Annotated in this window: 7 protein-coding genes; 4 read left to right on the top strand and 3 right to left on the bottom strand. The window is 67.1% G+C overall.

What is annotated here, in order from left to right; genetic code table 11:
* Positions 1-53 precede the first annotated feature (53 nt).
* From ACFXIV_RS27155 to ACFXIV_RS27145, 3 genes are all read right to left on the bottom strand, one after another.
* Positions 54-335, bottom strand: a complete 282-nt coding sequence (locus tag ACFXIV_RS27155; protein ID WP_379404161.1) for an acyl carrier protein — start codon at positions 333-335, stop codon at positions 54-56.
* A 33-nt stretch (positions 336-368) separates the two neighbouring features.
* Positions 369-2114 (bottom strand): fatty acyl-AMP ligase, encoded by a 1746-nt coding sequence (locus ACFXIV_RS27150; RefSeq protein ID WP_379404162.1) that lies wholly within the window; start codon positions 2112-2114, stop codon positions 369-371.
* 166 nt (positions 2115-2280) lie between these two features.
* Positions 2281-3564 (bottom strand): cytochrome P450, encoded by a 1284-nt coding sequence (locus ACFXIV_RS27145; protein WP_379404163.1) that lies wholly within the window; start codon positions 3562-3564, stop codon positions 2281-2283.
* Positions 3565-3671: 107 nt separating this feature from the next.
* Between ACFXIV_RS27145 and ACFXIV_RS27140 the strand changes: the two genes are divergently transcribed.
* From ACFXIV_RS27140 to ACFXIV_RS27125, 4 genes are all read left to right on the top strand, one after another.
* Positions 3672-5306 (top strand): GMC oxidoreductase, encoded by a 1635-nt coding sequence (locus ACFXIV_RS27140; protein WP_379404168.1) that lies wholly within the window; start codon positions 3672-3674, stop codon positions 5304-5306.
* A gap of 30 nt (positions 5307-5336) precedes the next feature.
* Complete coding sequence (locus ACFXIV_RS27135; RefSeq protein ID WP_379404164.1) at positions 5337-6206, top strand: SDR family NAD(P)-dependent oxidoreductase; 870 nt, start codon at positions 5337-5339, stop codon at positions 6204-6206.
* Positions 6207-6581: 375 nt separating this feature from the next.
* The gene (locus ACFXIV_RS27130; RefSeq protein ID WP_379404165.1) at positions 6582-23729 is read left to right on the top strand and encodes an amino acid adenylation domain-containing protein; all 17148 of its coding nucleotides are present in this window, start codon (positions 6582-6584) and stop codon (positions 23727-23729) included.
* Positions 23726-24412, top strand: a complete 687-nt coding sequence (locus ACFXIV_RS27125) for a DUF6875 domain-containing protein (RefSeq protein WP_379404166.1) — start codon at positions 23726-23728, stop codon at positions 24410-24412. The genes ACFXIV_RS27130 and ACFXIV_RS27125 overlap by 4 nt, the downstream gene beginning before the upstream one ends.
* The last annotated feature ends 302 nt before the right edge of the window (positions 24413-24714 follow it).

The following is a 24714-nucleotide window of genomic DNA, read 5'->3' as shown; positions in this document are numbered from 1 at the left end:
GCGCGGCGACTCTGCGTGGTTACGCTGCGCTGCCGCCTCCGAGCCTTGACCGCTCATGCCGCCGACTCACGGTGCAGGCCGGCCTCGTTCGCGATGAATCCGGCCAGTTCGGCGATCGTCGGATAGTCGAACACGACGGTGGCGTCGAGCTCGAGATCCCACTCGTCCTCGACCTCGCCGCACAGGCTCACCGCGGATACGGAGTCCAGGCCGAGTTCGGCCAGCGGCAGCATGGTGTCGACGCTGTACGCGGGTTGGTCCAGATAGTCGGCGACCCGCTCGACGAGCCACTCGATGATGGGCGCTGCCGCACCGGCAGCCGTGTGCGTGTGCATCGTGGTGATCCCCTTATGGTTTCGGCTGTCGGATCAGCCGAGGGTGGCCAGGGCGCGGGTGCGCAGCCGCTGGACGGACGGTTCGACCTGTTCGTGCAGCACCGCGTCGATGGTGTTGTCGAAGAAGGCCGCTCGCATGGAGCCGCGCTGCACCTTGCCGCTGGTCGTGCGGTGCACGCTGCGGTGCTCCACCAGCACCACATTCGGCGCCGGCAGGTCGAACGCCGCGGCCACGGTGGCGCGGATGCGGGTTGCCAGTTCGGCGGGGGTCGATTCGCCCAATGCGGTGGTCCGCACGCCCTGGATCACCAGCAACCGCTCCTGCCGGCCGGTTTCCACGGCCAGTGCGACTCCCAGTGAGTCGGTGAGTGCCGGGTGCTCCGCGCGGACGGCTTCCTCGATGTCGTGGGGGTACAGATTGCGGCCGTTGACGATGATCAGGTCCTTCAGCCGGCCGGTCACGAAGACTTCGCCGTGATGGATCGCGCCGAGGTCGCCGGTGCGCAGGTACGGTCCCTGCCCGGCGATGCGCGCACCGAACTTCTCGCGTGTTTCTTCCGGTCGGTTCCAATAGCCTTGTGCCACACTGCCTCCGGCGATCCATATCTCGCCGACCCGACCATCGGGCAGCGCCTGCAGCGTGTGCGGATCCACGATCCGGATCGCCATTCCCGCTACTGCCGGCCCGTTACCGACCAGGCGGATTCCGTGCTCGGCCGGCACCAGCCGGTGGGCTTCGAGCTGAGCCGGATCGACGGTCAGATACTCGGGCGGGCGCCCGGGCGGGCTGATGGACCCGATCAGCGTCGCCTCGGCCATGCCGTAGCCGGGGGCGAAGATGTCGGCGGCGAATCCCGCCGGACCCAGCCGCTCGATCACCGCCTCGAGGGTCCGTGGCCGGATCGGTTCGGCGCCGACGAGCGCCCCCCGCAGCGACGACAGGTCGAGCTCCGCCAGCTGCGCGTCGCTCACGCGCCGGGCGATCAGGTCGTAGGCGAAGTTCGGCGCGACAGTGGCGCGGGCGCGGTAGCGGTGGATGGCCTCGAGCAGGCTCACCGGTCGCTTGAGGAACGTCATCGGTGACATGAACACCAAGTTCGCGCCGTGGTACATCGGCTGCAGCAGCATGCCGATCAATCCCATGTCGTGGAAGTGCGGCAGCCATCCGACCGTGGTGTCGAGATCGGTCGCGCCGAGGGCCGTGCTGGTGGCAGCCGCGTTGTGCACGAGATTGCGGTGGGTGACCACCACACCCTTGGGCGAACTGGTGGAGCCGGAGGTGTATTGCAGGAATGCGACTGTGCCGGAATCGATCTCGGGCATCACCCAGGTCTCCGGATCACCGAGCTCGGCGGTATCGGTCGCGGCGACCGACACCGGCACGCTCGCTTCCCGGGCCCAGGCGGCGAGCGGATCCCGGTATTCACCGGTCGTCAGCACCAAACCGGTCCCGGTGTCCGTGAACATCCCCGCCACCCGCTGCATGCTGCGCGCATCGTGCGGTACCGGGGCAGGTACCGCGATCACGCCCGCATACAGGCAGCCGAGGAAGGCCCGCAGGAATTCGAGTCCGGGGGGATACAGCAGCAGCACCGGCCGGTCGGCCTCCGGGCGTTGTGACAGCCAGACCGCCATCGCCCGGGCATCGCGGTCGAGTTCGCGATAGCTCGCCGGCTGCTCGATCAATTCGCGGCCCTGCTCGCGCAGATACGTGTAGCGCCGAGTGTCGCCATAGGTGGCGGCCTGCTCGCGAATGTGCGCGACGAAGGTGGACTGCATTCGTGAACTCCCGGGATTTGATTCGTGCACCAGGTGCGACAGATTTGCTGGGCATTTGTCGCACTACTTGGAAAGAATCTTCCGGGTCGGCGGTTACGTCGAATAGCCACCAAAGGTGGAGACCACCTGCACCCCCTGGGGCCGCATTCCCGCTGGAGGGGGACTGCTAGTCGGCAGATACCTTGGCGGGCATGGAGCGGTAGGCGTGCAGGTTTCGCAGGGGGTGCGGGATCGGTGGACCGTCCAGGCGCAGATCCGGGTACCGCTCGAAAAGGGCTCGCAGCGCGATGGCGCCTTCCAGCCGGGCGAGCCGGGCTCCCAGACAGCCGTGTATCCCGCTGCTGAACGCGAGATGCTCCGCGGCGTTGTCCCTGGTCACATCGAATTGCTCGGGGTCGGGGAAGACCGTGGGATCGTGGTTGGCTCCGGCCAATGACAGCAGGACCAGGGAACCCGATCTGATGTGCTGATTATCGATATCGACGTCACAGTTCGCGACCCGGCCGGTCATCCGCACGGGACCGTCGTAGCGCAGGACTTCCTCGACCGCGTTCGGCCACAGCTCCGGCCTTGCGGCCAGCAGTTCCAGCTGGTCCGGATGGCTTGTCAGCAAGGCGATTCCGTTGCCGAGCATGTTCACCGTCGTCAAGAATCCGGCATCCAGGAGCAGGGCCGCATTGGCCTCCTGCTCGCGGCGGGTGAGTTCGTCATTCGCCACCAGCATGCTGAGCACGTCATCGCGCGGCTCGGCGGTGAGCCGATCGAGGTGCTGGTCGAAGTACTGTTTGACTTCGGCCAGGTCTTTGACGGCGTCGCGATAGGTGGTCCAGGCCAGGCCTCGTTCGAGCAGCGGCGCACCCGAGTCTCCCCATTTCAGCAGGGTCGAATGCATGTCCTCCGGCAGCCCGAGAATTTCGGCGATGATCGTGACCGGCATCTGCGCGGAAAAGTCGCTGATCAGATCGGGTCGAGGATTCGAATCCAGGCGGTCGACCAGCTCATCGGCCACTTCGGCAACTCGCTCCTCCAGCGTCGCGATCGCCTTCGGGCCGAATGCGTGCCCGACCATGCGCCGGTACCGGGTGTGATCCGGCGGATCGGTCACCAGCATCGAGGGCGGTTCTCCGAGGTTGGGAAGTCCCGGATCCGTCTTGGCCAGCATCCAGCGGATCGGCTTCGGCAGGGCTGGATGGTTGGGCGAGACCACGCCGAAGCGCCGGTCTCGGAGGACGAGTCGGCAGATTTCGTAATCTGCGGTGATGCGTACCCCCGACATCTGGGGAATCCGGCCCTGCCGCCGGATGTCCTCGATATACGGCGATGAGCCGAGCAAGCTGTCCGGATAGAGGGCGAGATTCCCCAGCGGCTCACCACGACGCGCCGACCACCGGAGGTAGGTCCGCAGGAAGCCGTGCATGAGCAGCCACCGAGTCCATGTGCGAGTCAACATCGTCACCTCTCACCCTCGACCCGCTCCCTATGATAGTGATTCGCTATGGGCTGTCGCAGCTGCTCGAGGGTGATGGAGTGACGTTCGGATCGGGCGAGGGGCCCGCCATGGACAGGCGCGGTTTCATAAAGGGCGTCGGCGCGGCTGCGGCGACCCTGGGCTTTGCGAGCGTAGGCGCGGCCACATCTGTCGCACGGGCCGACGATCTCGACCAGAGCCCGAGTGCGCCGGAATATCGCACGCTGGTGCCGGAGATCTTCGAACCCCTGCCGGATCCCGCCGATCATGTACCGGCGATCGTCGTCGGATCAGGGTTCGGGGCGTCGGTCACCGCGCTGCGCCTGGCGCAGTCCGGGATGGACGTCGCAGTGCTCGAGCGCGGATCGCGCTGGCCGAATGATCCGTGGCGCAACATCTTCACCGTCGACACGGTTCCGGATGGCCGCGGCTTCTGGCATCGCACCACCTTCACCGGGGTGAACAGGATCCCGCTTGCTTTCGATCCGTTCGGCGGGGTCCTCGATGTCTGCAGCTACCCGGGCATCGACGTGTGGCGCGCCGCGTGTGTCGGCGGTGGCTCGGTCGTGTTCACCGGGGTGATGATCGAGCCGGAGCAACGGTTCTTCGATCACGTCTTCCGCGGCGTGGTCGACTATCGCGAGATGCATGATGTCTATTACCCCAGGGTCCGAAAGATGTTGCGGCTCAGCCCGATACCGGACGACATCTACAACTCCTCCGCGTTCACACACTCCCGCGCCTGGGACGAACAGGTCCGCGCGGCCGGATTCACGCCGCAGCCCATCGACGGCATCTGGAGGTGGGACGTCATCCGCGACGAGCTGGCCGGGCGATCGAAGGCGTCGGCGACGGTGGGCTGTTCGGACCTCGGCAATTCCAACGGCGCGAAGTTCGATCTGAACCAGAACTATCTGCTCGGTGCCGAGGGCACCGGCCGCGCCCGGATCTACCCGGGCCATCGCGTGGACACCATCGCCGAGGAGCCGGGAGCGCCGGGTCGCTATGCCGTCGCCGTGACCAAACTCGCCCCGACCGGCGAGGTGCTCCGCACCCGGACGCTGACCTGCGACATGCTGTTCCTGGCCGCGGGCTCCCTCGGCACCTCCGAGCTGTTGGTGCGCGCGCAGGCGACCGGCACACTGCCGAACCTGAACGAGTACATCGGCGATGGCTGGGGCAGCAATGGCGACGTCGCCCTGGCCCGGCCGCTCACCTCGCTCGATGTGGGCACGCAGGGTGCGCCGTCAGCGAGCCGGATTCTGGACGAGGCGGGCGCACCCGTGACGCTGGAGAGCTGGTTCATCCCCGGCACTACGCCCTTCGATATCGGCCTGCTCGGATCGCTTGGCATCGTGCTCGACGACACCCGCGGCCGGTTCGTCTGGGATCCGGCCGACGGGCGCGTGGACCTGCTGTGGCCAACCGGCGGCACCGCCGGTTATCTCGCGCGAGCGCGCGAAGTCAACGACACCATGATCGATAACGGTCAGGCTTTTACTCTTTCGGGCCTGGACGCGGACGCGTCGTTCACCGCCCATCCGCTGGGCGGCGCAGTGCTCGGACGCGCGACGGACGAGTACGGCCGGGTGCGTGGTTACCGGAACCTCTATGTGATGGACGGGGCGGGGGTGCCCGGTAGCACCGGAACGGTGAACCCCGCTTTGACGATCAGCGCGCTGGCCGAGCGCAATATCGAACAGATCATTCGTTCTGGCGGGTAGTGGAATAGTCCAGCGATACAGTCGAGAGCTGTGGACGAGACTCCGGTCGCACACCGTCGGCGGTCGCTCGCCGAGCGAGTGGCGATCCGGCTGCTGTACCCGACATTCCGGCCCACCGCGGAGTCCTTACGGGAGGCCGTCGCCGGCAAAGTGGTGCTGGTGACCGGAGCCTCGCACGGTATCGGCAAGGCCAGTGCGCGGAAGCTGGCCGCGGCGGGGGCGGTGGTGCTGCTGGTGGCGCGTTCCCGGACCGAATTGGAACGGCTGGCCGCCGACATCACGGCCGCCGGCGGTGTCGCCCACGCCTACCCGGCCGACCTGACCGACCCGGATGCCGTCGACCGGCTCGGCCGGACGCTGCTGGCCGAGTACGGGCACATCGATGTGGTGATCAGCAACGCGGGCAAGTCGATTCGACGTCCCATCGCCGAGTCCTACGACCGCTTCCACGATTTCACCCGCACCATCGACATCAACTATCTCGGCCCGGTGCGGCTGCTGCTGACTCTGCTGCCCGATATGCGCGCACGCGGGCAGGGGCACATCGTGAACGTCTCCACCTGGGGTGTGCTCATGCCGCCGAGCCCGCGCTGGTCGGCCTACGGTGCCTCGAAGGCGGCCTTCGACGTCTGGCTGCGCAGCGTCGCCGCCGAAATCGCCGGTGACGACGTCACCACCACCTCGGTCTACATGCCACTGGTACACACCAGAATGAGCGCCCCCACCGACTTCGGCCGGATGCCCGGCCTGACCGTCGACGAAGCCTCCGACCTCGTCACGCACGCCGTCACCGCCAAACCCCGCGACGTCGCCCCATGGTGGGCAGTCCGGGTCCAAGCCTGGTCCGCCGTCCACCGTGACCAGGTCCAGCGCTTGATGGAACGCAGGTTCCATCGCTGAAGACCGGACCGCGGCGGGCCGCGCCAGCGTGTCGTCCCCATTACTTTTCGGCGACATTCTTATGGCAAAGGTATAGCGATTGCATCGCGCCGAATAATTTCGAAGGCCGACCGGCGCAAATGCAGGAATAAAGAGACATTTGGTCGTCGAATCGAACATGAGAAGTATCTGAATCGTTGCTGTTCGACCGCTGCGGTGTTCCCGGTGAAGCCCTCGTGGAATACCCAGTGCACTGCGCACCTTCCTAGTGGATATGGAAACTATCCCAGTGTGCGGCGGTGTACACGAACGTACCGATCGGCTTATACTGGCCGCGGTCGGGGTTGCAGGAAATTAAGGCGCGAATAAAGCGCGGTCCAGGGTTAGAGGGATGTAATGACTGCACCGCGACCGCAGCCCGACCCTGGCCGAGGATCGAGCGGAAATGCCGAGCCGGGCGCGTCGACCACAGAGTTGATACCGCTGTCTGCCGGGCAGCAGGGGTTGTGGCTGGCGCAGAAATTGACTCCGGATGTGCCGATATCCGAGGCACAGTATGTCGAGTTGCATGGCGACCTCGACGGTGATCTGCTGCGCAAGGCGGCGATTCGAGCCGGCCACGAGTTCCAGTCGGGGTATCTGCGATTGGTTGAGGCCGACGGTGAGCCGTATCAGCGGTACGACCCGTCGCTGAACATGACGGGACCGGTGATCGATGTCCGTGGTGCATCGGATCCCGTCGCAGCCGGCTTGGAATGGATGCGCCGGGAGTACACAGCGCCGCTGGACATGACCCGGGATCTGTTGGTCGCAACGGCGATTGTGCAGGTGGGGGATCGGCATTATCTGCTGTACTGCCGGAGTCACCACGTCGCACTGGACGGCTACGGCGCGATGATGATGGTGAACCGGATTGCCGAGTTGTACACGGCGGCGGTGCAGGGCAACACCGCAGAGCCCACTCGGCCGGCAGACATCCGCGCCCTCTACGAGGCCGAGCGCAGCTACCGGGAGTCGAAGCGGTTCACCGACGACCAGGCATATTGGGTGAACAGGCTCGCCGACGTCGGCGAGGAGTCCAGCCTGGCCGCCGGGCAGGCGCCCGCGTGCGCGGACAGTGTTGTGGCAATCACCGAACTGTCGGCGGCGACGGTGGAGCGGATCGAGCACTCGGCGAAAGCAGTGGGGGCGAGCCCGGCCGCGGTGGTGATCGCCGCATTCGGCTGTTATTTGGGTCGTAAGACCGGCCGCGACGAGGTCCTGGTCAACATCCCCGTGTCGGGTCGCACAACCGCGGTGCTGCGGCGATCCGCGGGGGTGTTCGTCAATGTGGCACCGCTTCCGATCGTCCTCGATCCACGGGACACCGTCGCGACGCTGGCGTTGCGGGTGCAGTCCGATCTGGTGGGTGTGTTGCGGCACCAGCGGTGCGGCCTCCCCGATATTCGCGCCGCCGCCGGGTCGCGTGGCGCCGAGCGCCGCTTCGCGGGCCCCGTTGTGAATGTCATGCTCTTCGACCAGAAGCTCCAACTCGGGTCGGTGACCGGCGAATTCCATATCCTCAGCTCCGGCCCGGTCGAGGATGTGCTGGTCGACGTGTATCGGACCGGGGATCCGCCGCGGACGCTCCTCCAGTTCCTGGCGAATCCCAACCTCTACACCGACCTCGAACTGTCGGCGCACAGCGCCGCATTCGCGGAGTTCATCGACGAATTCGCCGCCGCCGCAGCGGACACCGAGCTCGGACAGGTCCACCCCGGCAGCCTGGCCGAAAGCGCCGGGATCCGCCGCCGCCGCGAGAACCTGGCGTTCTGGCGGGATGCCCTCGCGGATCTTCCCGAGGAGCTTCGTCTGCCGTTCGACAGGCCGCGGCCGGTGGTGATGTCGAATCGTGGTGCGACTGCGGGTTTTTCGTTGGATGCGGGGTTGGTTCGGGGGTTGGAGGATTGTGCGCGGCGGCATGATTCTTCGTTGTTCACGGTTGTGCATGGTGCGTTGGCGGTATTGCTTGCGCGGATGAGTGGTGGCACCGATATTCCGGTCGGCACAGCGGTCGACGATGCGATCGGGATGTTCGCACATACCTTGGTGTTGCGGACCGAGATCGATCCGGGGGAGTCCTTCGCTGATCTGCTCGGGCGGGTCCGGCAGGTCGATCTGGATGCGTTCGATCATGCCGATGTCCCGTTCGAGCAAGTGGTGGACCAGCTATCTCTATCGCGACACCCCTTGTGCCAAGTGATGCTGGCATTCCGGAACGCGGAACCTGTCGAACCGGCACTACTCGACCTCGAACTCCCGGCGGTCGGCCTCTCCAGCGAAATATCCTGCTTCGACCTGCAATTCGTCCTGTCGGCAGACCCCGGCGGCGGCGACATGACCGCCGCGGTTACCTTCGCCACGGATGTGTTCGATGCCGCGACGATCGATTCTCTTGCACGTCGGTGGATCCGGATTCTGGAGTCCGTGGCAGCCGATCCGACCGTTCCGGTCGGGGCGATCGACGTGCTCGAGCCCGCCGAGCGCGCCGAGCTGCTGGCGCGTCACGGTGCATCCGCGATGGCGCCGGTCACCCTGGCCGAGCTGCTGGCTACCGCGGTTGCGGTGGATCCTGATGCGGCGGCGATCGTGTCCGGCGGCCGGGAGTTGAGTTACCGGGAGGTGGACGAGCGTTCGAATCGGTGGGCTCGGCAGCTGATCGAGCGGGGTATCGGTCCGGAAGATGTTGTCGCGATCGGTATGCCGCGTTCGGCGGATTCGGTGCTGGCGGTGTGGGCGGTTGCCAAGTCGGGGGCTGCCTTCCTGCCGATCGATCTGGGCTATCCGGTCGAGCGCGTCGCCCATCTGGTGACCGATTCGAGGGCGGCGGTCGGCCTGACGGTGGCCTCCGCGCGTGCACGGCTACCGGATGACATCGATTGGCTGACAGCGGATTTCCTCGATGAAGGCGATGATCGGCCGGTCACCGACGGTGATCGGGTGCGTCGGTTGCGTGTCGACGATATCGCGTATGTCATCTACACCTCTGGATCGACCGGGCTGCCCAAGGGCGTCGCTGTCACCCATCGGGGACTGAACAACTGCGCCACCATGCATCGTGATGCCATCGGCATCGGAAACCGATCCCGCACACTGCATCTGGCTTCACCGAGCTTCGATGTCTCGGTCCTGGAACTGCTGTTGTCGCTGTGCGCGGGCGCGACGATGGTTGTCGCACCCGGCGACAGCTTCGGCGGCGACGAACTCGGCGAACTCCTCGACCGCGAACACGTCAGCCACGTGTGTATTACACCCTCGGCACTGTCGACCATCGACCACACCCGTTGGCTGTTACCGGATTTGGGGCATCTGATCGTCGGTGGCGAAGGCATCGGCATCGACCTGATCGAACGGTGGAGTGGTGATCGTGAACTGCTCAACGAATACGGGCCCACCGAGACCACGATCGCGGTCACGCTGACCTCGCTGGCGGCAGGGGAGCTGGTCACGATCGGCCGTCCGATCCGCGGCGTTTCGACCTGGATCCTCGACCAGCGATTGCAGCCGGTGCCGGTCGGTGTGGCGGGTGAATTGTATGTCGCCGGTGGCCTATTGGCGCGTGGGTACTACCGCCGGGCGGGATTGACGGCGGAGCGGTTCGTAGCGTGTCCGTGGTTGCCGGGTGAGCGCATGTATCGGACCGGTGATGTGGTCCGGTGGTCGCCCGATGGTGCGATCGAGTATCTCGGCCGGTCCGACTTCCAGGTCAAGATTCGCGGTCTTCGGATCGAGCTCGGTGAGATCGATTCCGTGCTCGCGGGTCACGCGAGTGTCGGTTATGCCGCCACGATCGGCTATCGCGCCGATTCGGGAGCTCAGTCGCTGGTCTCGTATGTCGTTGCCGCGCCGGGGTATTCGATCGATCCCGCGCTTTTGGCGGAGTATGTCGCCGATCGTGTTCCGTCGTACATGGTTCCATCCGCGATCGTGGCGTTGGACCGGATCCCGTTGACACCCACGGGCAAGCTCGATCGCAAGGCGCTGCCCGAACCGGTGTTCACCGACGACAAACCGTACCGGGCACCGCGAACACCGATCGAGCATCTCATCGCCGAGACAATCGCCGATGTGCTCCACCTGGACACCATCGGTATCGACGACTCCTTCTTCGCCCTGGGCGCGGACAGCTTGGTCGCGACCCGGGTCGCAGCGCGCCTCGGGGCTGCGCTGAATATCGAAATTCCGGTGCGGCTGCTGTTCGATGCGGCCACGACCGCGGAACTGGCCACCCGGATGGAGCAGGAGGCACTGACGGGGCGGCGACCCCGCCCGCCACTGATCGCAGGTCCGCGCCCCGATCTCGTGCCGTTGGCGCCTGCGCAACAACGAATGTGGTTCTTCAACCAATACGACACCGCCTCCGGGGCATACAACATGCCGATCGCCCTTCGGCTGCGTGGCGAATTGAACGTCGATGCCCTGCGGCTGGCCCTGATCGACGTGCTGGCCAGACACGAATCCTTGCGAACGCGGTACCCGGATCACGACGGAATGCTGATCCAGGTCATCGAATCCGTCGACCACGTCGACCGGGAACCCACTCTGACGACGGTCTCGTTCAGCCAATTGGTCCCGGTGATAACCGAATTCGTGACCGAAGGCTTCGACGTGAGCACCCGGGTGCCGGTGCGTGCCCAGCTGTTCCGCGTGGCCGATGCGGAGGAATCGGAACACGTGCTGGCCGTCGTGGTGCATCACATTGCCGCGGACGGCTTCTCGATGGCACCGCTGGCTCGTGACGTGACGAACGCTTATGTCGCCCGGCTCCGCGGTGAGGCGCCGTCGTGGACACCGCTGCCCGTCCAGTACGCGGACTATGCCCTGTGGCAGCGAGCTACCCTCGGCTCGCTGGACGAACCGGAATCGCTGTGCACGCAGCAGATTCGATACTGGACCGAAGCATTGGACGGAGTTCCCGACGAGCTCTATCTGCCGTTCGACAGGCCGCGTCCGGCGGTGATGTCGAATCGGGGTGCGACGGCGAATTTCTCGTTGGGTGCGGAGTTGGTTCGTGCGTTGGAAGATGCTGCGCGGCAGCAGAATTCTTCTCTGTTCATGATGATTCATGGTGCATTGGCGGTGTTGCTCGCCCGGATGAGCGGGTCCGCCGATATTCCGGTCGGCACGCCGGTTGCGGGTCGAGGTGTGGCGGAGCTCGACGATATGGTCGGGATGTTCGTCAATACGTTGGTGCTGCGGACCCAGGTTGATCCGGGAGAGTCGTTCGCCGATCTGCTCGGCCGGGTGCGGCGGGTCGACCTGGATGCCTTCGACCATGCCGATGTCCCGTTCGAGCAAGTGGTGGATCAGCTGGTCACGCACCGATCCCAGGCTCGCCATCCGCTGTTCCAGGTGATGCTGGCATTCCAGAACCTGGAACCGGTGCAGCTGAAGCTGCCCGATCTCGAACTGTCGGTGGTCGACCTGCCCAACAACGTCGCCCGCTTCGACCTGCAATTCATACTCTCGCAGGACCACGACAGCGGCGACATGACCGTCGCGCTCACCTTCGCCACGGACTTGTTCGATGCCGCGACGATCGACTCTCTTACCCGCCGGTGGATCCGGATTCTGGAGTCGGTGGCCGCCGACCCGACGGTTCCGGTCGGGGCGATCGAGGTGCTCGAGCCCGCCGAGCGAGCCGACTTGCTCACCCGTCACGGTGCACCTCCGGTCGCGCCGGTCACCATGCCCGACCTGTTCGCCGCCGCAGTTGGATTGGATCCTGATGCGACAGCGATCGTGGCCGGAGGACGGCAGCTGAGTTACCGGGAGGTGGACGAGCGTTCGAATCGGTGGGCCCGGCAGCTCATTCGCCAGGGGATAGGTCCGGAAGATGTTGTCGCGATCGGCATCCCGCGTTCCGCGGATTCGGTGCTGGCGATGTGGGCGGTGGCCAAAACGGGAGCCGCTTTCCTGCCGATCGATCCGAGCAATCCGGCCGACCGCGTCGCCCATCTGGTGACCGATTCGAGGGCGGCTGTCGGCCTGACCGTGGCCTCCGCGCGTGCACGGCTACCGGATGACATCGATTGGCTGACAGCGGATTACCTTGATGAGGGCGATGATCGGCCGGTCACCGACGATGATCGGGTGCGTCCGGTGCATGTCGACGATATCGCCTATGTCATCTATACCTCCGGATCGACCGGGCTGCCCAAGGGCGTCGCTGTGACCCATCGGGGACTGAACAACTCCACCACTGAACGTCACGCCGCCCTGAGTATCGAAACCCATAGCCGCATACTGCATCTGGCCTCCCCGAGCTTCGATGTCGCGGTTCTCGAGCTGCTGTTGCCGTTGGGTTCGGGCGCGGCGATGATCATCGCACCCGGCGACGCCGTGGGCGGCGACGAACTCGCCGAACTCCTCGACCGCGAACACGTCAGCCACGTGTGTATTACACCCTCTGTCTTGTCCACGATCGACCACACCCGCTGGCCATTGCCGGATTTGAGGCATGTGATCGTCGGTGGCGAGAGCTGTCGCACCGAACTGGTCGAGCGGTGGAGTGGGAATCTTCGGCTGACGATCGACTACGGGCCCACCGAGACCACCATCACCGCGACAGTGAGTTCCCCCCTGGTAGCGGGGGAGCCGGTCACGATCGGTGGACCGGTGCCGGGCGCCTCGACATGGATACTGGATCAGCGATTGCAGCCGGTGCCGGTCGGTGTGGCGGGTGAGTTGTATATCGCCGGTGGTCTATTGGCGCGTGGGTATCTGCGCCGGGCGGGTCTGACGGCGGAGCGCTTCGTGGCGTGTCCGTGGTTGCCGGGTGAGCGGATGTATCGGACCGGTGATGTGGTTCGCTGGTCGGCCGATGGTGCGATCGAGTATCTGGGCCGGTCCGATTTCCAGGTGAAGATCCGGGGTCTTCGTATCGAGTTGGGTGAGATCGATTCGGCGCTGGCGGCGCACGAGTGTGTTGGTCAAGCCGTCACGATCGGCTATCGCGCCGACTCGGGAGCTCAGTCGCTGGTCTCGTATGTTGTTGCCGCGCCGGGGTATTCGATCGATACCGCGCTTTTGGCGGAGTATGTCGCCGATCGTGTTCCGTCGTACATGGTTCCGTCCTCGATCGTGGTGTTGGACCGGATTCCGTTGACACCGGCGGGCAAGATCGATCGTAAGGCGTTGCCCGAACCGGTATTCGCCGACAACAAACCGTACCGGGCGCCCCGAACTTCGATCGAGCACCTCATCGCCGATGCATTCGCCGGTGTGCTCCACCTGGACGCCATCGGTATCGACGACTCCTTCTTCGCCCTCGGCGGGGACAGCATCATGTCGATCCAGCTGGTGAATCGGGCCAGAGCCGCAGGCGTGGTGTTCTCCCCACGCGACGTGTTCGAGCGCAAGACGGTTGCCGGACTCGCCCAGGTCGCCATCCACGAGGGCGCTGCGGAGACATCCCTTCCGGCCGAACCGCCCGGCGCAGGCGTGGGCCCGCTACCGCTGACGCCGATCATGCGAGAGTTGCTCGAGCGGGCGGGGCCGACCTGCGGCCGCTACTCGCAGGCGATGATGCTGGGCCTGCCGGCGGGGATCGACCGGCGGCAGCTGACCGACGCCGTACAGGCGGTACTCGATCGCCACGACATGCTGCGTTCGCAACTGACCCCGGGTACCGACGGGCAGTGGGCGTGGGAGGTGTTGCCGGCCGGAATGATTCGCGCCGACGACGTTCTCGTGCGGGTGCCGATGGAAGCGGGGCGCGGCGAGTTCCGTGCGTTGGCGGCGGCCGAGCTGGATGCCGCTGCGGACCGGCTCGATCCGGGAGCCGGGATCGTGACGCAGGTGGTCTGGTTCGACCCGGTGAACACGGCGGATCCGGGCACGGTGCTGGTGGTGGTGCATCGGTCGGCGATCGATCGCGTCTCCTGGCGCGTGCTGGTCCCGGATCTCACGGCCGCGTGGACGCGGAGCGCCTCCGGCGAGCCACCCGATTCGGCCCCGACCGGCACATCGATGCGCAGCTGGGCGCACGGGCTGGTCGACGCGGCCCAACGCCCGGAGCGCGCCGCCGAGCTCGCATTGTGGCAGGCGATGACCGCCGGGAACGATCCGATGCTCGGGTCACGGCCCCTCGACCCCGCGATCGACGTGGTCGCGACCGCCCGCACGGTCCAGGTCGACATCGACCCCGAGACGACCGAGGCCCTGCTGACCACGGTGCCCGCGGCTTTCCACGGCAGTGTGGACGACGGGCTGCTGGCCGCGTTGGCGGTGACGATCGCGAGGTGGCGGCGCGAGCACGACACAGCGACTTCCGCGGACGTGGCGATCCGTCTCGAAGGAAACGGCCGCGCGGTAGGCATTGTCCCGGGCTCGGATCCGGCACGGACGGTCGGCTGGTTCGCCACGAGTTTCCCGATGCGCCTGGATCTTTCGGGCATCGATCTCGACGACGCGTACGCGGGCGGGCCGGCGCTGGGGACAGCGGTCAAATCCGTCAAGGAACAGCTCCTAGCCGTCCCGGACCACGGGATCGGCTACGGCCTGCTGCGGTATCTCGACGAGGACGCCGGACCGATCCTCGCCACTGCGCCGCCGCAGATCGCGTTCAACTATCTTGGCGCCGAAGCGATTCCGGCGGCCGGATGGGTGCCGGTGGACGTCGGCGATGCCTCGGGTGCGGCAGAGCTCGCCGGTACACAGCCTCCGGATATGCCGGTGCCGGCGGTGCTCGACATCAATGCCCTCGTCATGGACGACGCGAACGGGCCACGGCTGCAAGTGATCTGGTCGTATCCCACCGGGGTGCTCAGCGCTGATGCGGTGCGCGAGATGGCGGAGTCGTGGCACTCGGTACTGACCGCGCTGGCGGCGCACGTCCGCCGTGCCGGGAGCGGGGGACGGACGCCGTCGGATCTGGCGCTGGCCGGGCTCGGCCAATCCGAGATCGAGCAGCTCGAGGACCGATATCCGGCCTTGAGCGACGTCTGGCCCTTGGCTCCACTGCAACAGGGGCTGCTGTTCCATGCGCTGGTGTCCGAGCAGTCGGTGGATGCCTACATCACGCAGCTAGTCCTCGAGCTGCGCGGCCGGGTCGATCCACCGCGGCTGCGCCGAGCCGTGCACATGCTGCTCGACCGGCATGCGAATCTGCGCGCCGCCTTCGTCACCGACGCCGGACCGGTACAGGTGGTCGACGACGACGCCGAGGCGCCATGGACGGAGCTGGATCTGTCCGGGCTGGATGATGGTGCACGCGAACACGAGTGGAAGCGGCTCATGGCCACGGACCGCACCACCCGGTTCGACCCGGCGCGTGCCCCGCTGCTCCGCTGGATGCTGGTCACCACCGGGCCGGAGCAGTACCGGCTGGCGCTGACCAATCATCACCTGCTGCTCGACGGCTGGTCGACGCCGCTGCTCCTGCAGGAGCTGCTGGTGCTCTACGCCACCGACTGCGACGCCACGATGCTGCCGCAGGTGCGCCCCTACCGGGACTTCCTGACCTGGGTCGCCCGGCAGGACCCGGCCCCGTCGCTCGACGCCTGGGCCCGGGCGTTCGACGGCGCCGACGAGCCGACCCTGGTGGCTGCGGCCGATCCTCGCCGTCACTACACCGAATCGCGTGCGGTGCTCGGCGAACTCACCGAGGCGCAGACCGCGGAGTTGACCGGCCGCGCACGATCCCGCGGAATCACGCTCAACACCATGATCCAGGCGGCATGGGCAATCGTGCTGGGCACGTTGACATCCCGGCAGGACGTGACGTTCGGTGCCGTGGTCTCCGGACGGGCCCCGCAGATCGCGGGTATCGAATCGATGATCGGGCTGTTCATCAACACGGTCCCGGTGCGCGTCCGTCTCGACGCCACCGAGACCCTCGGGCAACTGCTCGACCGCATCCAGGCCGAGCAGGCCACGCTGCTCGATCATCAGTTCATCGGTCTGGCCGACATCGAACGGGCGGCCGGGCCGGGGGCGGCATTCGACACGGTGACGGTGTTCGAGTCCTTCCCGGTCGACCGCCACGGGTTGACCGCGGACACCGACATCGCCGGCATGCGGCTGGTCGACGTGACCGGCGCCGACGCGGCGCACTATCCGCTGGGCGTCGTCGGGCGCGTCGACTCGCGACTACACCTCGAGATCAAGTACCTGCCCGAGTTCTTCGACCACGACACCATCGCGGCGACCCTGCGGCGGTTCGTGGGCGTGCTGGGCGACATTGCCGCAGACCCGGATCTGCCGCTGACCCGGCTGAATCTGCTCTCGCCGCGGGAATACCGCGAATTGGCGCCGGTATCAGGTGATCCCGCGATACCGGAGCGGATGTTGCCGGAGCTCTTCGCGGCGACGGTGGCCCGGGATCCGGGGGCGGTGGCGGTGGTGTGCGGAGACCGGCAGTGGACCTATGGCGAGCTCGATGCCGAGTCGAATCGGCTGGCGCGCTTGCTGATCGGCCGAGGTGCCGGGCCGGAGACGAGTGTCGCGGTTGCGTTGCCGCGCTCCTACGAGTCAGTTCTCGCAGTGTGGGCGGTGGCGAAGTCGGGGGCGGCATTCGTCCCGGTGGATCCGCGCAATCCGGGGGACCGGATCCAGCACATGCTCAGCGATTCGGGCGTCGCGACAGGAATCACGCTGTCGGAGTGGAGGAATCGACTGCCCGGATCGGTGCGGTGGCTGGTCCTCGACGAGCCGGCGCTCGAAGCGGAGGCGGCGGGGTTGCCGGCGGTGCCGGTGACCGATGCCGAGCGAATTCGGCCGGTGCGGGTCGATCACGCCGCGTACATGATCTACACGTCCGGCTCGACGGGTGTGCCGAAGGGCGTGGTGGTCTCGCACCGGGGGCTGGCGAACCTGGTGGCCGAGCAGTGCACGCGGTTCGACCTCGGGCCGGGCGCGCGGGTACTGCATGCCGCGTCTCCCAGTTTCGACGCGGCGGTCCTGGAACTGCTCTGGGCGTTCGCGTCCGGCGGGCGGCTGGTGATCGCGCCGCCGACCGTTCTCGGCGGAATCGAACTGGCGCAGATCATTTCGCAGAACTCGGTGACCCACGCCGCGCTGACACCCACGGCCCTGAGCACGGTCGACCCGGCCGGGCTGCGGAACCTCGGGACCGTCGTGATCGGAGGCGAGGAGCCCCCACCACAACTGGTGTCACGGTGGGCGCCGGGCCGGAAACTGTTCAACACCTACGGTCCCGCGGAGGCCACGATCCAGACCGATGCCGGTGCGCCGATGGTGCCGGGTGAGGCCGCGACCATCGGCGGACCGATCCGCGGCGTCGGTGAGGTCGTGCTCGACGCGTGGTTGCGTCCGGTGCCGCTCGGCGTCGTCGGCGAGTTGTATCTCACCGGTCCCGGACTGGCTCGCGGCTACCGCAACCGGACGGGTCTGACAGCGTCGCGGTTCGTCGCCGATCCGTTCGCGGGCCCCGGGCAGCGCATGTATCGGACCGGGGACCTGGTGCGGTGGCTGCGGCTACCGGAAGGAGGTCTGACCCTCGACTATGTCGGCCGGGCGGACTTCCAGGTCAAGATCCGTGGCTTCCGCATCGAACTCGGTGAGGTCGAAGCGGGCTTGCTGGCCTACCCGGGAGTGGCTGGTGCGGTGGCGACCGTGCACCGCGGCTCGGCCACCAGCGATCGGTTGATCGGGTACGTGGTGCCCGAGCCCGGCGCCGACCTGGATCCGGTCGCGATCCTCGCGTTCGCCGGGCAGCGATCGGCCCCGCACATGGTGCCGGCGGCCGTGATGGTGCTCGACGCGCTGCCGACGACGGAGACGGGCAAGATCGACCGCCTGGCGCTGCCCGAGCCCGACTTCAGCACGGGCCGAACCGAATTCAGGGCGCCGGTCACCGAGACGGAGACGACGCTCGCGAGACTGTTCGCCGAGGTACTCGGGGTCGACACGATCGGGCTCGATGACTCGTTCTTCGCCCTCGGCGGAGACAGCATCATGTCGATCCAGCTGGTGACCCGGGCCAAGGCGGCGGGTCTGGTGCTGTCCGTGCGTGAGGTGTTCGAGCGTAGAACGGTCGCCGGACTGGCCCAGATCGCGGTCCGCGACAGCGCCGCGGCAGCCTCCCTCCCGGCAGAACTGCCCGGCGGGGGTGTGGGTCCGATGCCGTTGACGCCGATCATGTGCTGGATGTTCGAGCGTGGCGAATTCGACCGCTTCTGCCAGTGGGTGATGCTCACGCTGCCGGCCGGCATCGAGCAATCTGCCATCGCGGCGACCGTGCAAGCGGTGGTCGATCATCACGACATGCTGCGGGCCCGGTTACAACCGGACCCCGCACATCCATCGGGCTGGGCAGTGCAGGTGCAGCCGACCGGGGTATCCGCCGCCGGACTGATCCGGCAGGTGTCTGTCGATGCGGCACCGGACAGCAGCGCGTTCGCCGCGATTGCCGACGCCGAGGCACGCGCGGCCGCCGAACGCCTCGACCCCGCCGCGGGAGTCATGCTCCAGCTGGTCTGGTTCGACTGCGCAGGCGGGCCGGGCCGGCTCCTGGTCGTCGCACACCACCTGGTGGTGGACGGCGTGTCGTGGCGGATCCTCGTTCCCGACCTTGCTGTCGCCGGCGCCCAGGTGAGCGCCGGGCAACGGCCGCAGCTCATGCCCGTCGGTACGTCGATGCGACGCTGGGCGCACGGCCTCGAGACCGCTGCCACGAACCTCGATGAACTCGACTGGTGGCGTTCCACACTCGCCGCCGCCGATCCGCCGATCGGGACGCGCCCGCTCGACCCGGTCGTGGACCTGCAGGCCACCGTTGCCACCGTTCGGGTGACGCTGCCCACCGCGGTGACCCGCGCAGTACTCACCACCCTGCCCCGGGCGTTCCGCGGCAATGTGGACGATGCCCTCATCGCGGGGCTCGCACTGGCGCTGACCCGGTGGCGGCGCCGCCACGGCGACGACGTCACCGACACGCTGCTCACTCTCGAAGGCCACGGGCGCGACGACACGGTTCTCCCCGGTGCCGACCTCACCCGCACTGTCGGATGGTTCACCACCACCTCCCCGGTGCGGCTCGACCTGTCCGATATCGACATCGATGACGCGTTCGACGCCGGCGCCGCCGCGGGGGCGGTCGTCAAATCGGTCAAGGAACAACTCCGGCGGGTCCCCGGCCACGGGATCGGCTACGGGCTGCTGCGCTACCTCAACACCGATACCGCCCGCATCCTGGGCGCGCTGCCCGACCCCCAGGTGAGTTTCAACTATCTCGGCCGATTCGACACGATTCCCGATGCGTTGCGCGACACCGGGTGGCTGCCCGCCGGTGACGATGCCGCGGGCGGCACCCAGCACCCCGATGCATCCGCGGCGGCCGTCCTCGGCATCAACGCGGCCACCGAGGACACGCCGGACGGACCTGCCCTGACCGCGACCTGGGACTACCCGGCCGGCCTGATCACCGCCGCCGAGGTCACCGACCTCGCGGAACTGTGGCGCGACGCGGTGACGGCTCTCGCGGCCCACGCGTCCCGGCCCGGCGCGGGCGGGCTGACGCCCTCCGATGTCGGCCTCGTCGACCTCGACCAGGCCGCGATCGACCGGCTCGAGGCCAAATACCCGGAGCTGGACGATATCTGGCCGCTGACGCCGCTCCAGGCGGGGCTGTTGTTCCACGCCCAGCTCGCCGACGGCACCCGCGACGACTACATCGTGCAACTCCGGATGGAACTCGGTGGGCGCATCGACGCGGACCGATTACGCCGCGCCGCACAGACTCTCATCGGACGGCATCCGAACCTGCGGACCGTGTTCGTTCAAGACGGCACCGGCGAGCCCGTCCAGGTGGTACACCGCCGTGTCGACGTGCCGTTCACCCGGATCGACCTCGCAGAAGGCGCCGACACCGCGGCCGCGCTCGATCAAATCATGGCCGCCGACCGGCACTTCGACATGACCGCGGCACCGCTGCTGCGACTGACACTGATCAGCACGGCCCCCCAGCGGTACACACTGCTGCTGAGCATGCATCACATTCTGATCGACGGCTGGTCCACCCCACTGCTGATCCGGGAACTGCTGATCCTCTACGCCGGCGACAGTGACCCCGGTGCACTGCCCCCGGTGCGTCCCTACCGCGACTACCTGATGTGGCTGCAGGCCCAGGATCAGGATGCGGCCGAAGCGGCGTGGGCACGGACACTCGAGGGCGTCACCGAGCCGACTCTGCTGGCGCATGCGGACCGCGGCCGCCAGCACACCGCCGCCGCGCGCGAAGTCCGGGTGGGGTTGAGCGAGCACCGCACCGCGGCCCTGGTCACGGTGGCTCACCAGCAGGAGAGCACCCTCAACACCGTCGTCCAAGCCGCCTGGGCGATCGTGCTCGCGAGCGCGACCGCGCGCGAGGACGTCGTCTTCGGCACCACCATCTCCGGACGCCCCCCGCAGCTACCCGGCATCGAATCGATGATCGGCCTGTTCGTCAACACCGTGCCCGTCCGGGTCCGGCTCGACTACGGCGAAAGTCTCGCTCAGCTGCTGCGGCGAATCCAGGCCGAACAAGCAGCGCTGCTCGACCACGACCACCTCGGACTCGCCCGGATCCAGCGAGTGACCGGGTTCGGCGCGATGTTCGACACCGTGACCGTCTTCGAGTCCTACCCGGTCGACACGGCCGGGTTGTCCGCAGACACCGACATCGCCGGGATGCATGTCCTCGACGTGCAGGGACGAGACGCCGCGCACTACCCGCTCGGCCTGATCGTCCATCTCGGTACCCGGCTGGAGCTGACCTTCGAATACCAGCCCGGACTTTTCTCGCCAGACGAGATCGACGCCCTCGCCGGCCGGGTGCTGCGCGTGCTCGACGCCATCACCGATGACATCGATCTCTCACTGCTGCGCGTCCAACTGCTGTCGTCGGATGAGCTGGCCACCCTCGCACCCGTTCGCGGTGGGCCCAGCGTGGCGACATCGACGTTGCCGCAGGTGTTCGCGGCCGCAGCGAGGTCCGACGCGGACGCGTTGGTCTGTGACGGTGAACGGTTGTCCTACCGCGAACTCGACGAAGTTTCGAACCGGTGGGCGCGGATACTGATCGACGCCGGAGCAGGACCGGAATCGTTTGTGGCCGTGGCGTTACCGCGCTCCATCGACGCCATGATCGCCGTCTGGGCGGTCGCCAAGACCGGCGCCGCGTTCGTGCAGATCGACCCCACCCAGCCCGAAGACCGAATCAGCGGCATTCTCGCCGATGCCGGTGCCATCGCCGGGCTGACCGCCGAGACCTATCGAGACCGGCTGCCGGACAACACCACGTGGCTCAGCCTCGACAGTCCCGGATTCGCCGCGAAGGCAATGTCGTTGTCCGCCAACGCGATCGACGATTCCGAGCGCACGGACACGCTCCGGCCGGAGCATCCCGCCTACCTGATCTACACCTCGGGCTCGACCGGGACCCCCAAGGGCGTCGTGGTCACCCATACCGGGATTGCGAATCTGGCCGCCGAAGCGCGGGAACAGTTGGGCCTCACCTCGTCCTCTCGAATGCTGGCCGCGGCCTCGCCGACCTTCGACGTGTCGATCCTCGAATGGCTCAGCGCTGTCGCCGCCGGAGGCACCCTGGTGCTCGCACCGGAGCGTGTGGTCGCCGGCGCCGAACTGGCCGAGCTGATCGGGGCCACACAGGTCACCCATGCGGCCGTCACTCCGACCGTGCTCGCATCGCTGCGCCCGGACGGACTCGATACCCTCCACACCCTGATCCTCGGCGGCGAGACATGCTCACCGGATCTGGCAACCCGATGGGCCCCGGACCGCACGTTGATCAACGCTTACGGGACGACCGAGACCACCATCCAGAGCTGCACCGACGTCCTCCTGACCACAACCGCCGACGGTCCACCGCCGATCGGCGGCCCGGCGCGCGGGTTCTCCGCCGTCGTGCTCGACCGCAGACTGCGCCCGGTCCCGCCCGGAGTGGTCGGCGAACTGTACCTGTCCGGACCGGGCATCGCCCGCGGCTACCACGGGCAACCCGCGCTCACGGCAGCACGATTCATCCCCGACCCGTACGGGCCGGCCGGGACCCGCATGTACCGCACCGGCGATCTGGTCACCTGGACCAGCGACCGGAGACTGCAATACCTGGGCCGCAGCGATCTGCAGATCAAGGTCAACGGCCATCGCATCGAACCCGGCGACATCGAAACCGCGTTGTGCAGCCATCCCGACGTCTCCGGTGCCGCCGTCGCGGTCCACACCCGGCTCGACGGTGTCGACCAGCTCACGGGCTATGTGGTGCCCGCCCCGCACACCACACCGGATGTCGCGGCGCTGACCAGGCACCTCGCTACCCGATTGCCCACCCACATGATCCCGACCGCCATCGTGGCGCTCGACCGGATACCGCTCACGACCACAGGCAAACTCGATCGCAACGCCCTGCCCGCACCCGACCTGCGCGGTCGGGCTCGGTTCCGGGCGCCGTCCACCCCGCTCGAGGCCACCGTGTGCGAAGCCTTCGGCCAAACCCTCGACATCGAACGAGTCGGAGTCGACGACGGCTTCTTCGCTCTCGGCGGCAACTCGCTGGCCGCCACCCAACTGGTGGCGCGGCTCGCGGAGTCCACCGGCGTCACGGTGCCGCTGCAGTGGCTGTTCACCGATCCGACGCCGCAGTCGCTGGCCCGCCGCATCGAGAGCCGCCGCGACGGTCTCGCAGGGCAGGACGTCGACGGACAGGATCTCGCAGGGGCGCTCGCTGTGATGCTGCCGCTGCGCGCTGCCGGGACCGATCCGCCACTGTTCTGTATCCACCCGGCGGTCGGATTGGCTTGGGGTTTCAGCGGACTCGTGCAGTACCTCGATCCCGACCGTCCTGTCTGCGGGCTGCAATCTCCCGCGCTGTCCGACCCCACCGTGCGGTTCGACACCCTCGACGAACTCGTCGCCCGCTATGTGCAGGAGATCCGGTCCGTCCAACCGCACGGCCCCTACCATCTGCTCGGCTACTCGCTGGGCGGCACCATCGCGCACGCGATCGCGGTCCAGCTCCGCCGCGGCGGCGACTCCGTCGCCACCCTGGCCATGATGGACACCCGCATCGTCACGGCCGACAGCTTCCGGGGTCCCACACCCTCGGTGGCGACGATGCTCGCCGAGTTCGGCGGTTTCGCCGTTCCGGACGGCCACACCGAGCTGACCGTCGAGGCCGCGACCGAGTTGCTGCACCGGCAAGGCGGACTCTTCACCGAGGTGACCTCCGAGCATCTCGTGAGCTTGCAACGCGACTACACCCGGCTCATCGACCTCACCTGGAACCACCGGCCGGGACTGTTCGACGGTGATCTGATCTACTTCAGCGCCGCCGACCACCACGTCGACGGGTCCTCTCCTGCGCATGCCTGGAACGACCACATCACCGGTCGCATCAGCGAGCACCGGATTCCCGTCCAGCACGAACGGATGACCGATCAGGATGCGCTCCGCACCATCGGTTTCGTCCTCACCGAGCACTTCCGGTCCATCCACGCCGCCCCCACGGAGTCACAAACCCCAGCAAGGACAAGCCGATCATGAACACCGACCGAATCGTCGGAACCCGTTCCGGCGTCGAGCCAGTCAACCTGTTCGCCCCCGATGTGGCAGCAGGTAACGGCATGCACCCTCACCTTGCCGAACTGCGCCGATGGATGGTCGATTACCTGTGCCAATCCCACCCCGACCTGGGCCGGCCCGGCAATGTCTGCCCCTACACCAGCCACGCCATCGCACTGCGATCCCTGTGGGCCGCATTCATCCCCGGTCGTGATATCGACCGCTCGCGCATCACCGCAATAGTCGCCGACCTCTACGACCTGTTTCCCACCCTGCCACCCCGGACCGAACCCGATTCCAAACTCAAGGCCGTCATCGCGGTCTTCCCCGACCTCGCCGAATACGCCGACATCGACACCGTTCAGCACGACCAGAAAACCAAATTCGTCGAACAGGGCCTGATGCTCGGCCAGTTCTACCCCGGCTGCACCGTCCCCGGCCTCCACAACCCGTCCTTCCCTGCGCTCGACGCCCCCCTCCCCATGCTCGCCATCCGCTACATGGCCCCCACCGACTTCCCCTTCCTCAGCTCCCGCCACGAATGGATGAACTTCTATCTAAAAATCTTCGCCCCCGCCATCCCCAAGTTCATCGCCACCGCCATGTCCAACCGACTCGTCGTAACCCCAGACGCCCCACCCGACCTCGGTCCGGACGGCCGGTGACGGACCCTTGCAACCGCCGACTTGTGTGGTGCGAAAAAGGTTTGGCTGCAACCGAATCGGGAGAACGCACCGCCATCGCAGATCCGGCCCGTCTGGACCCGCGAACGTGATTGAGAGAAGACGTTCGGTACCCGGTACAGATACAAGTAGAGCCGGTCCGAAGACCGGCTCTATGAGCTGATGATGAAGTAAAGGAGCAGCTCTTAGCCTTGATCCACAGATGAGGTTTCTGCGCTGTCCGGGCGCCTGCGGCGCGCGGACAGCGGGGTTTTGGGTGGCCGGTAGCTGCTGGTCTGCCCAGC

This window comes from Nocardia sp. NPDC059236, assembly GCF_042754085.1.
Lineage (GTDB): Bacteria > Actinomycetota > Actinomycetes > Mycobacteriales > Mycobacteriaceae > Nocardia.
This window is presented reverse-complemented; position numbering and strand designations above follow the sequence as displayed.

What these genes read in the sequence shown, in the direction of transcription:
- ACFXIV_RS27155 (WP_379404161.1), bottom strand. Translation starts at nt 335, where the DNA reads ATGCACACGCACACGGCTGCCGGTGCGGCAGCGCCCATCATCGAGTGG.
- ACFXIV_RS27150 (WP_379404162.1), bottom strand. Translation starts at nt 2,114, where the DNA reads ATGCAGTCCACCTTCGTCGCGCACATTCGCGAGCAGGCCGCCACCTAT.
- ACFXIV_RS27145 (WP_379404163.1), bottom strand. Translation starts at nt 3,564, where the DNA reads ATGTTGACTCGCACATGGACTCGGTGGCTGCTCATGCACGGCTTCCTG.
- ACFXIV_RS27140 (WP_379404168.1), top strand. Translation starts at nt 3,672, where the DNA reads ATGGACAGGCGCGGTTTCATAAAGGGCGTCGGCGCGGCTGCGGCGACC.
- ACFXIV_RS27130 (WP_379404165.1), top strand. Translation starts at nt 6,582, where the DNA reads ATGACTGCACCGCGACCGCAGCCCGACCCTGGCCGAGGATCGAGCGGA.
- ACFXIV_RS27125 (WP_379404166.1), top strand. Translation starts at nt 23,726, where the DNA reads ATGAACACCGACCGAATCGTCGGAACCCGTTCCGGCGTCGAGCCAGTC.